The sequence below is a fragment of the Streptomyces sp. NPDC002054 genome, from assembly GCF_040296685.1.
Classification (GTDB): domain Bacteria; phylum Actinomycetota; class Actinomycetes; order Streptomycetales; family Streptomycetaceae; genus Streptomyces.
The window spans coordinates 49,178-61,207 of the sequence record NZ_JBEOXT010000007.1; the positions used below are offsets into that span (position 1 = coordinate 49,178).

General features: G+C 70.2%; 14 protein-coding genes. 7 read left to right on the forward strand and 7 right to left on the reverse strand.

Annotated features, from left to right (window positions below; translation table 11 throughout):
* Positions 1-11: 11 nt before the first annotated feature.
* Positions 12-458, forward strand: a complete 447-nt coding sequence (rplI, locus tag ABT123_RS08320; protein WP_351311047.1) for a 50S ribosomal protein L9 — start codon at positions 12-14, stop codon at positions 456-458.
* A gap of 94 nt (positions 459-552) precedes the next feature.
* On the opposite strand, the gene ABT123_RS08325 is transcribed toward rplI, so the two are convergent.
* Positions 553-1,890: an MATE family efflux transporter gene (locus ABT123_RS08325; protein ID WP_351311049.1), complete on the reverse strand. Its 1,338-nt coding sequence runs from the start codon at positions 1,888-1,890 to the stop codon at positions 553-555.
* A 435-nt stretch (positions 1,891-2,325) separates the two neighbouring features.
* On the opposite strand from ABT123_RS08325, the gene dnaB reads away from it, so the two are divergent.
* Positions 2,326-3,804: a replicative DNA helicase gene (gene dnaB / locus ABT123_RS08330; RefSeq protein ID WP_351311051.1), complete on the forward strand. Its 1,479-nt coding sequence runs from the start codon at positions 2,326-2,328 to the stop codon at positions 3,802-3,804.
* A 10-nt stretch (positions 3,805-3,814) separates the two neighbouring features.
* Positions 3,815-5,200 (forward strand): serine hydrolase domain-containing protein, encoded by a 1,386-nt coding sequence (locus ABT123_RS08335; RefSeq protein ID WP_351311053.1) that lies wholly within the window; start codon positions 3,815-3,817, stop codon positions 5,198-5,200.
* Between the two features lie 28 nt (positions 5,201-5,228).
* On the opposite strand, the gene ABT123_RS08340 is transcribed toward ABT123_RS08335, so the two are convergent.
* On the reverse strand, positions 5,229-5,681 hold the full coding sequence (locus tag ABT123_RS08340) for a GNAT family N-acetyltransferase (RefSeq protein WP_351311055.1): 453 nt from the start codon (positions 5,679-5,681) through the stop codon (positions 5,229-5,231).
* Between the two features lie 27 nt (positions 5,682-5,708).
* Entirely contained in the window at positions 5,709-6,575 is an 867-nt protein-coding gene (locus tag ABT123_RS08345; RefSeq protein WP_351311057.1) for a GNAT family N-acetyltransferase, read from the reverse strand.
* A 101-nt stretch (positions 6,576-6,676) separates the two neighbouring features.
* On the opposite strand from ABT123_RS08345, the gene ABT123_RS08350 reads away from it, so the two are divergent.
* The gene (locus ABT123_RS08350) at positions 6,677-7,327 is read left to right on the forward strand and encodes an HAD family hydrolase (RefSeq protein ID WP_351311059.1); all 651 of its coding nucleotides are present in this window, start codon (positions 6,677-6,679) and stop codon (positions 7,325-7,327) included.
* 76 nt (positions 7,328-7,403) lie between these two features.
* Positions 7,404-8,531: a globin domain-containing protein gene (locus tag ABT123_RS08355; RefSeq protein WP_351311061.1), complete on the forward strand. Its 1,128-nt coding sequence runs from the start codon at positions 7,404-7,406 to the stop codon at positions 8,529-8,531.
* A gap of 30 nt (positions 8,532-8,561) precedes the next feature.
* On the opposite strand, the gene ABT123_RS08360 is transcribed toward ABT123_RS08355, so the two are convergent.
* The 4 genes from ABT123_RS08360 to ABT123_RS08375 form a co-directional block, all read right to left on the reverse strand.
* Complete coding sequence (locus ABT123_RS08360; RefSeq protein ID WP_351311062.1) at positions 8,562-9,041, reverse strand: NUDIX domain-containing protein; 480 nt, start codon at positions 9,039-9,041, stop codon at positions 8,562-8,564.
* 68 nt (positions 9,042-9,109) lie between these two features.
* Positions 9,110-10,300 carry a cystathionine gamma-lyase gene (locus tag ABT123_RS08365; protein WP_351311064.1) on the reverse strand — a complete coding sequence of 397 codons (1,191 nt, stop codon included), beginning with the start codon at positions 10,298-10,300 and terminating at the stop codon, positions 9,110-9,112.
* Positions 10,297-10,752: a low molecular weight protein-tyrosine-phosphatase gene (locus tag ABT123_RS08370; protein WP_502970909.1), complete on the reverse strand. Its 456-nt coding sequence runs from the start codon at positions 10,750-10,752 to the stop codon at positions 10,297-10,299. The genes ABT123_RS08365 and ABT123_RS08370 overlap by 4 nt, the downstream gene beginning before the upstream one ends.
* 55 nt (positions 10,753-10,807) lie before the next feature.
* Positions 10,808-11,185 (reverse strand): phage holin family protein, encoded by a 378-nt coding sequence (locus tag ABT123_RS08375; RefSeq protein ID WP_351311067.1) that lies wholly within the window; start codon positions 11,183-11,185, stop codon positions 10,808-10,810.
* 45 nt (positions 11,186-11,230) lie between these two features.
* Between ABT123_RS08375 and ABT123_RS08380 the strand changes: the two genes are divergently transcribed.
* Together ABT123_RS08380 and ABT123_RS08385 are read left to right on the forward strand one after the other, a co-directional pair.
* The gene (locus tag ABT123_RS08380) at positions 11,231-11,548 is read left to right on the forward strand and encodes a cupin domain-containing protein (RefSeq protein ID WP_351311069.1); all 318 of its coding nucleotides are present in this window, start codon (positions 11,231-11,233) and stop codon (positions 11,546-11,548) included.
* A 135-nt stretch (positions 11,549-11,683) separates the two neighbouring features.
* A complete protein-coding gene (locus ABT123_RS08385) occupies positions 11,684-11,908 on the forward strand; it encodes a DUF5326 family protein (protein ID WP_351311335.1) in 225 nt (74 codons plus the stop codon).
* Positions 11,909-12,030 lie beyond the last annotated feature (122 nt).

The following is a 12,030-nucleotide window of genomic DNA, read 5'->3' on the forward strand; positions in this document are numbered from 1 at the left end:
GTGACCGACTAATGAAGATCATCCTGACCCACGAGGTCTCCGGCCTCGGAACGGCCGGCGACGTCGTCGACGTCAAGGACGGCTACGCTCGCAACTACCTGGTCCCGCGTGGTTTCGCGATCCGCTGGACCAAGGGTGGCGAGAAGGACGTGGCGCAGATCCGCCGCGCCCGCAAGATCCACGAGATCGCGACCATCGAGCAGGCCAACGAGGTCAAGGCCAAGCTCGAGGGCACGAAGGTCCGTCTGGCCACCCGCTCGGGTGACGCCGGCCGTCTCTTCGGCTCCGTGACCCCGGCCGACATCGCCACGGCGATCGAGGCTTCCGGTGGTCCGAAGGTCGACAAGCGCCGTGTCGAGCTCGGTGCGCCGATCAAGACCCTCGGTTCCTACCAGGTCTCCGTGCGTCTGCACGCCGACGTGGTCGCGAACCTGGGCGTCGAGGTCGTCGCCGCCTAAGGGCTGCACACGAAGGGCCGCACCCCTCGGGGTGCGGCCCTTCGTCATGTTTCCTTCGGTATTCCTTCGGCATGTTTCACGTGAAACAGCGGTGTCAGCGGGTGGCCCCGGTGACCAGCCAGAGGCCCGAGCGGGCCCTCAGCTGCAGCGTGACCATCCGCACCAGCATCATCAGCGTTATGGCGCACCAGAGCATCGTCAGACCGCCTCCGAGGGCCGGGACGAGCAGGGCGGCCGGTGCGAAGACCGCCAGGGTCACCAGCATGGCCTTGGCCAGGTACGGGCCGTCGCCCGCACCGATCAGCACCCCGTCGAGGACGAAGACGATGCCGGCGATCGGCTGCGAGACGGCCAGCACCAGCAGGGCGGGCAATAGCGCGGCCTCCACCGCCGGGTCGGAGGTGAAGAGCGGGATGAACAGCGGACGGGTCACGATGACCAGCAGGCCGAGAACCGCCCCGGCGCCGAGGCCCCACTGCACCATGCGGCGTCCCACCGCCCTGGCTCCCTCGGTGTCCCCGGCGCCCAGATAGCGGCCGATGATCGACTGGCCCGCAATGGCGATCGCGTCCAGGGAGAAGGCGAGCAGGCTCCACAGGGCGATCAGGATCTGGTGGGCGGCGATGTCCGTGTCGCCGAGCCGGGCCGCCACCGCGGTGGCGAGCATCAGTGCGGCGCGCAGCGACAGGGTGCGGACCAGCAGGGGCGCGCTGGCCTGTGCACAGGCCCGGATCCCCGCAGGGTCGGGGCGGAGCGAGGCGCCGTGCCGGCGGGCGCCGCGGACGACCACGACGAGGTAGACGGCGGCCATGGCCCACTGGGCGAGGACGGTGCCCCAGGCGGAGCCGGCGATGCCCAGGCCGGCGCCGTAGACCAGGGCGAGGTTCAGCACGGTGTTGGCGGCGAACCCGCCGACGGCCACGTAGAGGGGCGTACGGGTGTCCTGCAGGCCTCGCAGCACTCCCGTGGCCGCGAGGACCATCAGCATGGCGGGCAGGCCCAGCGCGGAGATCTTCAGGTAGGTGAGGGCGTACGGGGCGGCGGTGTCGGAGGCGCCGAACGCGGAGACCAGCCAGGAGGCGGAGGCCAGCAGGGCGACGACGACGAGGGCACCGAGTATCAGGGCCAGCCAGATGCCGTCCATGCCCTGCCGTATCGCGGCCTGGAGGTCCCCGGCTCCCACCCGGCGGGCCACGGCCGCGGTGGTGGCGTAGGCGAGGAACACGAAGACGCTGACGCCCGTGGTGAGGAGTGCAGCCGCGACGCCCAGACCGGCGAGCTGAGGGGTGCCGAGATGGCCCACGATGGCGCTGTCCGCCATCACGAACAGCGGCTCGGCGACGAGGGACCCGAAGGCGGGGACGGCGAGTCCGAGGATCTCGCGGTCGTGCCGCTTCGGGCCGGCCTTCGGTAGCGCGGGGGCCTGTGTCATGTGCTCAATCTAATCTTCCACAGGTAATGGATGCAATCCATATTGAGCCCTTACCGAGGCGCTGACTTGGGCGTTCCTGGCAGCCCGTCCGGGGCGATCTTGAGGCAGTGTCGAATTAATTTCTCCCCCACAGCCGGTGGATGAAGAAATCCCAGGTCAGATGGAGTGTCGGGGCGGGTTGGGTGATTTTGTCCACAGTGCCGTCCCCCGGTCCGTACACAGGTCGAAGCGACTTACCCACAGCTTCGGACCCGTCATCCACATCTCATCCACACAGCCTGTGGATAACAAGATTGGCTGACGTCGCTCGCGGCCCTACCGTTGTGCGTTGCCCGACTCGCTGAAGCGCGGTTCGGGTGCCCTACATGTCAGAGCCGTGTCGTAGGAAAGAGTGGCACGGCGAGGTCCGCGTTGCGGACGGGAGGAGGCGGCCCGGTGAGCATTTCCGAGCCCATGGACGACCCCTGGGCCGACAGTGGTCCCAGTGACCGTCTGCCCGTCTCCCGCCCGCGCCGAGGAGAGGGCCGGGGCCGCGGCGAGGAACAGCACGAGCGGGGCCGCGAGGGCGGTTCCTGGGACGGCGGGGGCGGCTTTGAGCGGGTTCCGCCGCAGGACCTGGACGCCGAACAGTCCGTGCTCGGCGGCATGCTGCTGTCGAAGGACGCCATCGCCGATGTGGTCGAGGTCCTGAAGGGCCACGACTTCTACCGTCCCTCCCACGAGACGATCTACCAGGCGATCCTCGACCTCTACGCCAAGGGCGAGCCGGCCGACCCGATCACCGTCGGCGCGGAACTGACCCGCCGGGGTGAGATCGCCAAGGTCGGCGGCGCCTCGTACCTGCACACGCTGGTGCAGTCGGTGCCCACGGCGGCGAACGCCGAGTACTACGCGGAGATCGTCCACGAGCGGGCGGTGCTGCGCAGGCTGGTGGCGGCCGGCACGAAGATCACGCAGATGGGCTACGCGGCCGACGGGGACGTCGACGAGATCGTCAACAGCGCCCAGGCGGAGATCTACGCGGTCACCGAGCAGCGGACCTCCGAGGACTACCTGCCGCTCGGCGACATCATGGAGGGCGCGCTCGACGAGATCGAGGCCATCGGCTCGCGCAGTGGCCAGATGTCGGGGGTGCCCACCGGGTTCACCGACCTGGACTCGCTGACCAACGGCCTGCACCCGGGCCAGATGATCGTGATCGCGGCCCGTCCGGCCATGGGTAAGTCCACGCTTGCCCTGGACTTCGCCCGGGCCTGCTCGATCAAGAGCAACCTGCCGAGCGTGATCTTCTCCCTCGAAATGGGCCGCAACGAGATCGCGATGCGCCTGCTGTCCGCGGAGGCGCGGGTGGCGCTGCACCACATGCGGTCGGGCACGATGACGGACGACGACTGGACGCGGCTGGCCCGGCGGATGCCGGACGTCTCGGCGGCGCCGCTCTACATCGACGATTCGCCGAACCTGTCGATGATGGAGATCCGGGCGAAATGCCGTCGGCTGAAGCAGCGCAACGACCTCTCGCTGGTGGTCATCGACTACCTCCAGCTGATGCAGTCGGGCGGCTCCCGGCGCCCCGAGAGCCGTCAGCAGGAGGTCTCGGACATGTCGCGTAACCTCAAGCTGCTCGCCAAGGAGCTCGAGGTGCCGGTCATCGCGCTGTCCCAGCTGAACCGTGGCCCGGAGCAGCGGACGGACAAGAAGCCGATGGTCTCGGACCTGCGTGAGTCGGGTTCCATCGAGCAGGACGCGGACATGGTGATCCTGCTGCACCGTGAGGACGCGTACGAGAAGGAGTCGCCGCGCGCGGGCGAGGCGGACCTGATCGTGGCGAAGCACCGTAACGGTCCGACCGCGACCATCACCGTGGCTTTCCAAGGTCATTATTCGCGGTTCGTGGACATGGCCAACACGTAGCATCCGCGGCATGACTGACATGCCTGAGGATCTGGCCCTGCTTCCTGCCACCCGCCGGTCGCTGCTCCACCGCATTGCGGTGGCCCAGGCCGAGGGGCGGTCGCCCTCGCTGACGGCGGCCGTGGCCCGGGGCGGGGAGATCGTCTGGGAGGGTTCCCGGACGATGATGCCCGGGCACGGCCCGGACGGTGACGTGCAGTACCGGATCGGCTCGATCACCAAGACCTTCACCGCAGTGCTGGTGCTGCGGCTGCGGGACGAGGGGCTGCTGGACCTCGGCGACCCGCTGGAGAAGCATCTTCCGGGCACCGGGGTGGGCGAGGTGACCATCGCTCAGCTGCTCTCGCACATGGCGGGGCTGGGCGCCGAGACCCCCGGCGAGTGGTGGGAGCGGACCCCCGCCGAGCTGCGGCCCGATCTGGCGGACGTGCTGGGCACGCAGCCGTTCCGGCAGGCACCCGGGCGTCGGCACCACTACTCCAACCCCGGCTACACCCTGCTGGGTTCGCTGGTGGAGGCGGTCCGGGGCAGGCCGTGGGCCGAGGTGCTGCGAGCCGAGGTGCTGGAGCCGCTCGGACTGGACCGGACGAGCGCACAGCCGGAGCAGCCGCATGCGGGGGGCTGGGCGGTGCATCCGTGGGCGGACGTGATGATGCCGGAGCCCGCGGAGGATCTGGGACTGATGGCGGCGGCCGGTCAACTGTGGTCGACGACCCGTGACTTGGCGCGGTTCGCGGTGTTCCTGATGCGGGGGGACGACCGGGTGCTGGGCGCGGAGTCGGTGCGGGAGATGCGTACGGCGGCCTCGCCGCCGGAGCCGGGGATCGCCGAGGCCGGCTACGGGCTGGGCCTGCAGCTGCTGGAGTCGGGTGGCCGCAAGCTGGCCGGGCACAGCGGCTCGCTGCCGGGGTTCGTGGCCGGGCTGTGGTTCGGCGAGGCGGACGACGTGGCGGCGGTGGTGCTGGCCAACTGCACCTCGGGGCTGCCCGCGTCGACGGTGGCGGCGGACCTGGTGCGCCTGGTGGCCGAGGCGGAGCCGCGGATCCCGGAGCCGTGGCGGCCGTTCCGGGAGGCGGATCCGGTGGCGCTGGACCTGGTCGGTCCCTGGTACTGGGGGACCACGCCATTCGTACTGCGCCTGACGGCCGACGGGCTGCTGGAACTGAGCCCGGTGAGTGCGATGGGCCGGGCCGCCCGGTTCCGGGCCGCCGCGGACGGTACGTGGACGGGTCTGGCGGGCTATTACGCGGGCGAGTCGCTGCGGGCGGTGCGCCGGCCGGACGGCACGGTCGGCCATCTGGACCTGTGCTCGTTCGTGTTCACGCGGCAGCCCTACGACCCGGATGCCCCGGTGCCCGGCGGGGTGGACCCGGAGGGCTGGCGGGGCATCGGCTAACCGGCCGGTTCGCGCTCCCGCGGGCTGCTCAGAGCTGGAGCTTGAAGCCGACGTGGGAGGCGGTGAAGCCGAGGCGCTCGTAGAAGCGGTGCGCTTCGGTGCGGCTGGCGTCGGAGGTGAGCTGGATCAGAGCGCAGTTCTCCCGGCGGGATTCCTCGATCGCCCATTCCATGAACAGGGTGCCGAGGCCGCTGCCGCGTTCGTCGGCGTGGACGCGGACGCCCTCGACCAGGGCGCGGGTCGCCCCCTTCCGCGACAGACCGGGAATGAGGGTGAGCTGCAGGGTGCCCACCACACGGTCGTCGCGCACGGCGACCACGACGCGCTGATGGGGGTCCTTGGCCATCCGCTGGAGCGCGTCCCGGTAGGGGGTGAGGTCCTCCAGGGACTCACGGGTGGCGCCGAGCGGATCGTCGGCGAGCATGGCGACGATCGCGGGCAGGTCGTCCTCGGTGGCGGGCCGGATGGTCAGGTCGGTCATGGTGGTGTCTTTCCTTCCGGTGTGCCGTCAGGCGGCGACGGTGAGGGGCGCGAAGCGGCGGGTCCAGATCCCGGGCAGTGCCGGGAGCGCGCGGGTCATCACGGTGTTGTCGGCGATCGACTCCAGGCCGCGGGCGGTCAGCCAGCTCACCAGGTCCTCGTGGCGTACGTCGATGTCGGTGCGCAGGGGCCGATCGGTGCCGGCGGCGAGGGCGGTGACCAGGGCCTTGGCGGTCGGGACGTCGGCGGCGATCAGCGGGCCGATCACGTCGCTGTCGGTATTGGGCCAGGCCGCGGCGTAGCCGGTGAGGGCGCCTGTGCGGTCCTCGGAGACCAGCAGCTGGTCGGCGAAGGCCGGGAGCCGGGCGAGGAGGTGGGTTCGGTCGGTGCCGTGGACCTCGTGGTCCAGGCGCAGGATGTGCGGCAGGTCGGCGGCGACGGCCGGCCGGACCGGGGAGGTGTCGATGCCGGGCTCGGGACGGAAGCTGCCGCGGAGCATCTCGGCGTGACCGACGGTGGTGAAGCCGAGTTGCTCGTAGAGGGGGCGGCCGTAGGGGGTGGCATGGAGGGTGAGCGGGATGCCCTTGAGGACCCCGTCGCACACCTGGGTCATCAGGTGTCGGCCGAGGCCCTGGCGGGCGTAGCGCTCGGCGACGAGGACCATGCCGATGGCCGCGAGGTCGGGGGCCGTGCCGTAGCGGGTGACCGTGCAGGCGGCGGCGAGGCCCTGTCCGTCGGGTGCGTCGATGCCGTATCCGGTGCCCGCGGTGAGCAGCAGGGACCACTTGTGGTCTTCCCGGTGCCAGCCGCGGTCTACGGAGAGATCGGCGCAGCGGGCGAGATCGCCTACGGTCAGCGGGCGGATCGGTTGGTCGGTGAGGTGTGATGGTGTCACCGGCCCAGAGTGGATCACCGGCCGGGGGGCGTCCAGAGGATTTGGTGTTTCACGTGAAACACGGTGTTTCACGTGAAACGGACCCACTAGCCTCGAGGGCTATGACCCGCCTGCACCTCTTCGACCTCGACGGCACCCTGATGTACGGATCGGCGGCGCCGGTGGAGCTGTCCCGGCAGCTGGGGCTGCTGGCGGAGATCGCGGAGCTGGAGCGGGCGTTCAGCGCGCGGGAGATCGGGCCGCCGGAGTTCGCGGTGGGGGTGCACGCGCTGTGGGCCCATCTGACGCCCGAGCATGTGCGGGCCGCGTTTGAGGGAGCGCCGTGGCTGGCGGGCATCCGTGAGGTCTGGCGGGAGATCCGTGCGCGGGGCGAGTACTGCGCGGTGATCTCGCTGTCCCCGTCCTTCTTTGTGGAGCTCCTGCTGGAGTGGGGTGCACATGCGGCACACGGCTCGGTCTTTCCGGAGGTGCCGTTCACGCGGCCGGTGGATGTGACCGGGATCCTCACGCCGGAGGGCAAGGTGACAGTTGCGGACCGGCTGTGCGAGCGGTTCGGAGTGGGCCGGGCGGACTGTGTGGCCTACGGGGATTCGATGACCGATGCCGTGCTCTTCGGGGCGGTGCCGGTCTCGGTGGCGGTGAATGCACGGCCGTATCTCGCGGAGCGCGCCACGCACGTGTACCAGGGGCGGGACCTTCGGGAGGCTTATCAGCTGGTGGCTGTGGCACGCCCGGGAGTTGGGACATCGTAAGGGGGAAGTGGGTTCGCAGCGTGGATTTTGCGCAAATGCCCGCGGGGCCGGTGTCCTGCTGGCATGCTGCGAAGTCATGGAGCCCTCCCCCGATGCCGTGCTCATCCGCCGCACTCTTACGGAGATAGCGCCCGTTGCCGACAAGGTGACCTCCTACTTCTACGCGCTGGTGTTCATGGGGCACCCCGAAGTGCGGTCGATGTTCCCGGCGGCGATGGACGTCCAGCGCGACCGGCTGCTGAAGGCGCTGCTGACGGCGGCCGAGCACATCGACAACCCGGAGGTGCTCACCCCGTATCTGCGCAGGCTGGGCACGGGACACCGCAAGTACGGCACCCAGGCCGCGCACTATCCGGTGGTCGGCGAGGCGCTGATCGGGGCCCTGGCCCGGTTTGCCGAGCGGACCTGGGGGCCGGAGGCGGAGGCCGCCTGGGTGCGGGCGTATACGGCGATCTCCCAGATCATGATCGATGCGGCGGCCCAGGACGAGCAGCGTGCCCCGGCGTGGTGGCAGGCCGAGGTGGTCTCCCACGATCTGCGGACCGCGGACATCGCGGTGGTGACGGTCCGTCCCGACCGGCCGTATGCCTTCCTGGCGGGGCAGTACACGAGCCTGGAGACACCGTGGTGGCCCCGGGTGTGGCGGCACTACTCCTTCGCTTCGGCGCCGCGGGCGGACGGGCTGCTGTCCTTCCACGTCAAGGCGGTGCCGGCGGGCTGGGTCTCCAATGCCCTGGTCCGGCACGCTCGGCCGGGGGACGTGCTGCGGCTGGGGCCGCCGGCCGGTTCGATGGTGGTGGACCACAGCACGGACAACGGGATGCTGTGTCTGGGAGGCGGCACCGGCATCGCCCCGATCAAGGCACTCATCGAGGACGTGGCCGAGCACGGTGAGCGGCGTCCGGTGGAGGTGTTCTTCGGGGCGCGCTGCGACAGCGACCTGTACGACAAGGACACCCTGCTGGGCCTGCAGCGTTCGCATCCGTGGCTGTCGGTGCGGCCGGTGGTGGGCGAGGGGCTGGCTGGGCAGCTGCCCCAGGCGGTGGGCCGGCACGGGCCGTGGAACTCGTACGACGCGTTCATATCGGGTCCGCCCGGGCTGATCCGGAGCGGGGTGGATGCGCTCAGGCGGATCGGGATACCGAGAGAAAGGATCCGCCACGACGAGGTCGAGGAACTGGCCGGGGCGGGTGTGGCGGGCTGAGGGGCCGAGGGCCCCTCAGCCGCGGGGGTTTCAGCCCAGGTCGGGTGCGTGCATGGCGCGGACGCCCTCGATGTTTCCGTCGAGGTAGTGCCGCAGGGACAGCGGGACCAGATGGACCGCGGCGATGCCGACCCGGCTGAAGGGCACCCGGACGATCTCGTACTCGCCTTCGGGATGCTCGATCTCGGGGCCGTGACGCAGGCTGGGGTCCATGGATTCGAGCCGGCAGACGAAGAAGTGCTGCACCTTGCAGCCCGTCACGCCGCCGGCGGCGATGTGCTCGACGGTGTCCACGAAGCAGGGCACCACATCGGTGATTTTCGCGCCGAGTTCCTCGTGGACCTCGCGGTGCAGGGCATCGACGACGGTGGCGTCGGAGGGCTCCACCCCGCCGCCGGGGGTCAGCCAATACGGGTCGGTTCCGGGCTTGGTGCGCTTGATCAGGATCAGGTCATCACCGTCGAGCAGGATCGCGCGGGCGGTGCGTTTGACCACGGGACGTTCGGTCATGGGAGAAGAGTGGCCCAGTACTCCGGTTCTGAAACGCCTCGGGTCCATCGGCGGCGGCGAGTTCCAGGTCAGCGGCTGTCGGCCGGCCCGGCTTCGCCGGCTGCACTGTCCAGTGCCCTGAGCACGTCGGCGACCAGATCCTCGGTGTCCTCGGCGCCGGCGGAGAAGCGGATGAAGCCCTCGGGGACGGCGTCCCCGCCCCAGCGCCCCCGCCGTTCGGCGGTGGAGCGCACGCCGCCGAAGCTGGTGGCGTCCTCGACCAGGGTCAGCGCCCGCAGGAAGCGGTCGGCGTGCGCGCGGTCGGAGAGGGTGAACGACACCACCGAGCCGTAGCCGTGCATCTGCCGGGTGGCGGTCTTGTGGGACGGGTCTCCGGGCAGGCCCGGGTGGCGGAGCCCGGCCACGTCGGGGCGGGCGGCCAGGGCCTCGGCGACGGCGAGCGCATTGGCCCACTGGCGGTGGGTGCGCAGCTGGAGGGTGGCGAGTGAGCGGTGGGCGAGCCAGGCCTCCATGGGGCCGGGGATCGCGCCGACGATCTTGCGCCACTGCCGGATCCGGGCGGCGAGTTCGGGGGTCCGGCAGACGACGTAGCCGAGCAGCAGGTCCCCGTGGCCGGTGAGCCCCTTGGTGCCGCTGGCCACGGCGAAGTCCGCGCCGAGTTCCAGGGGCCGCTGGCCGAGCGGGGTGGCGAGGGTGTTGTCGACAGCGACCAGGGTGCCGCCTGCGTGTGCGGCCTCGGTCAGCCGGCGGATGTCGCACACCTCGAGCCCCGGGTTGGAAGGGGATTCGATCCACAGCAGCCGGGCTCCGTCGAGGACCTCGAGCTGCGCGTCCGCGGCGGTGGGTGCGGTGCGGACATGGACTCCGTAGGCCTGGAGCTGTTCGCGGACCAGGGGGAGCGCCTGGTAGCCGTCGTCGGGCAGCACCACGGTGTCGCCGGCGCTTGCCTGAGAGAGAAGCACGGCGGAGACGGCGGCCATGCCGGAGGCAAAGACGACCGTCTCCGGGGCGTCGGCGGAGCCGTCACGGGGTGCTTCGAGTTCCCCGATGGCCCGTTCCAGCAGGGTCCAGGTGGGGTTGGCCTCGCGGGCGTAGGTGTACGGGCCGTCGACCTCGCCGGGCAGGTGGAAGTGCGAGGCGAAGACCGGTCCCGGCAGGGTGGGCTGGTTCTTGACCGGCTCGGGGAGACCGGCGCGGACGGCCCGGGTGCCGTCGCCGAGCGGGGAGCCGTGAGGGGGGCCGAGGGGGGAGGGGGTCATGTGTTCAGTTCCTTCACTGCCAGGCGTACGGCTTCCAGCAGGCCGACGCTCGCGGCCTCGACCAGTTCCAGGCACTCCTCGAAACCGTCGAGCCCGCCGTAGTACGGGTCCGGCACGTCCAGGTCCGCTTCGCCGCCGGTGGGGTCGGCGGCCGGGTCGTACGAGCGCAGCAGCCGTACTTTGGCGGCGTCCGCGGGGGTGGGGGCCAGCCGGCGGAGATCGCGCAGGTGGCCGGTGTCGAGGGCTATGACGAGGTCGAGCTCGGCGAACCAGGCGGCCCGGAACTGCCGGGCCCGGTGGTCCTGCGGGTAGCCGGCCGATTCGAGGACGGAGACGGTGCGCGGGTCGGCGCCGTCGCCCTCGTGCCAGCCGCCGGTGCCGGCGCTGTCGACCCGGACCAGGCCCTCCAGGCCGGCCTCGGCGACCTGTGCGCGGAAGACCGACTCGGCCATGGGCGAGCGGCAGATGTTGCCGGTGCAGACGAAGCAGACGCGGTACACGGGCGGCTCAGCTCCGGTCGGGCAGGGCCAGGTTCACGGCCCAGGAGACGATGGAGATGATCAGGGCGCCGATGAGGGCGGTCCAGAACCCGTCGACGTGGAAGCTGAGATCGAGCTTGTCGGCCAGCCAGGAGGTCAGCATCAGCATCAGTGCGTTCACGACCAGGGTGAACAGTCCGAGGGTGAGGATGAACAGCGGCAGCGAGAGCAGCTTCACCACCGGTTTGACGATGAGGTTGACCAGGCCGAAGACCAGCGCGACCAAGATCAGGGTGAGAGCCTTGCGGCCGGTGCTCTCCCCGGTCAAGGTGATGCCGGAGACCAGCCAGATGGCCACGGCCAGGGCAGCCGCGTTGGCGAGCGTCTTGATTACGAAATTCGTCATGAGTCCGATCGTTGCAGAGAAGCGTAAGAAAGGGTCACGAGGAGCATGAAGGCGTTCCGGCTGGATGAGCTCGAAGCGGAGCGGATCGCGAACGAGGGCGCGTACCTGCAGTTCCTGAGGGAGCGGAACATGTCCGTGGGGCTGTATGCGCTCGACGCCGGACAGACCGATCCGCAGTCACCGCACCGGCAGGACGAGGTGTACTTCGTGGTCAGCGGCCGGGCTTCGATCACCGTGGGGGAGGAGACGACGACGGTGGCCCGGGGCAGCGTGGTCTACGTTCCGGCCGGGGTGCCGCACAGGTTCCACCACATCAGCGAGGACCTGAAGGTGCTGGTGGTGTTCTCTCCCCCGGAGGGCTGAGGGTTGCCTTCGGTGTCCCCCTAGGGGGCGGATCAGGGAACTGCGGGGGCATGCGGGCCCCTTTTCCGCGGCCCGCGCTCCTAGCATCGAAGACAGGAAGTCACGGACGAGGAAGAGGTTGAAGCCATGGACGGCATCCGGCAGATATTCGCAGGCCTGCCCTGGTGGGTGAAGTGGATCGCCGTTCCGCTGCTGGCACTGTTCGTGTTCGGCGGCGTCATCACCAGCATCCTGGGTGCACTCATCGGACTTGTGTTCAAGCTGCTGGTGTTCGTCGCCCTCGTCGGCGGTCTGGTATTCGTGGTCAAGAAGTTCACCGGGGCGGGCAGCGGCGCGAAGTCCTCTTCTACGGACTGGTAGATCCCGCCGGATTAACCCAGGTGAGGGAACGTGCCCCGGCAAACCGCTCACACCTCATGGATCGGCGGATACAGTGGCAATCTGTGCCGACCCTGGGCACCGCAGCCGGGAGATTCGGCGCA

Bases quoted from the DNA above. Each gene is read 5' to 3' on its own strand.
- rplI (WP_351311047.1), top strand. From the start codon at position 12: ATGAAGATCATCCTGACCCACGAGGTCTCCGGCCTCGGAACGGCCGGC.
- ABT123_RS08325 (WP_351311049.1), bottom strand. From the start codon at position 1,890: ATGACACAGGCCCCCGCGCTACCGAAGGCCGGCCCGAAGCGGCACGAC.
- ABT123_RS08335 (WP_351311053.1), top strand. From the start codon at position 3,815: ATGACTGACATGCCTGAGGATCTGGCCCTGCTTCCTGCCACCCGCCGG.
- ABT123_RS08340 (WP_351311055.1), bottom strand. From the start codon at position 5,681: ATGACCGACCTGACCATCCGGCCCGCCACCGAGGACGACCTGCCCGCG.
- ABT123_RS08350 (WP_351311059.1), top strand. From the start codon at position 6,677: ATGACCCGCCTGCACCTCTTCGACCTCGACGGCACCCTGATGTACGGA.
- ABT123_RS08355 (WP_351311061.1), top strand. From the start codon at position 7,404: ATGGAGCCCTCCCCCGATGCCGTGCTCATCCGCCGCACTCTTACGGAG.
- ABT123_RS08360 (WP_351311062.1), bottom strand. From the start codon at position 9,041: ATGACCGAACGTCCCGTGGTCAAACGCACCGCCCGCGCGATCCTGCTC.
- ABT123_RS08365 (WP_351311064.1), bottom strand. From the start codon at position 10,300: ATGACCCCCTCCCCCCTCGGCCCCCCTCACGGCTCCCCGCTCGGCGAC.
- ABT123_RS08370 (WP_502970909.1), bottom strand. From the start codon at position 10,752: ATGGCCGAGTCGGTCTTCCGCGCACAGGTCGCCGAGGCCGGCCTGGAG.
- ABT123_RS08375 (WP_351311067.1), bottom strand. From the start codon at position 11,185: ATGACGAATTTCGTAATCAAGACGCTCGCCAACGCGGCTGCCCTGGCC.
- ABT123_RS08380 (WP_351311069.1), top strand. From the start codon at position 11,231: ATGAAGGCGTTCCGGCTGGATGAGCTCGAAGCGGAGCGGATCGCGAAC.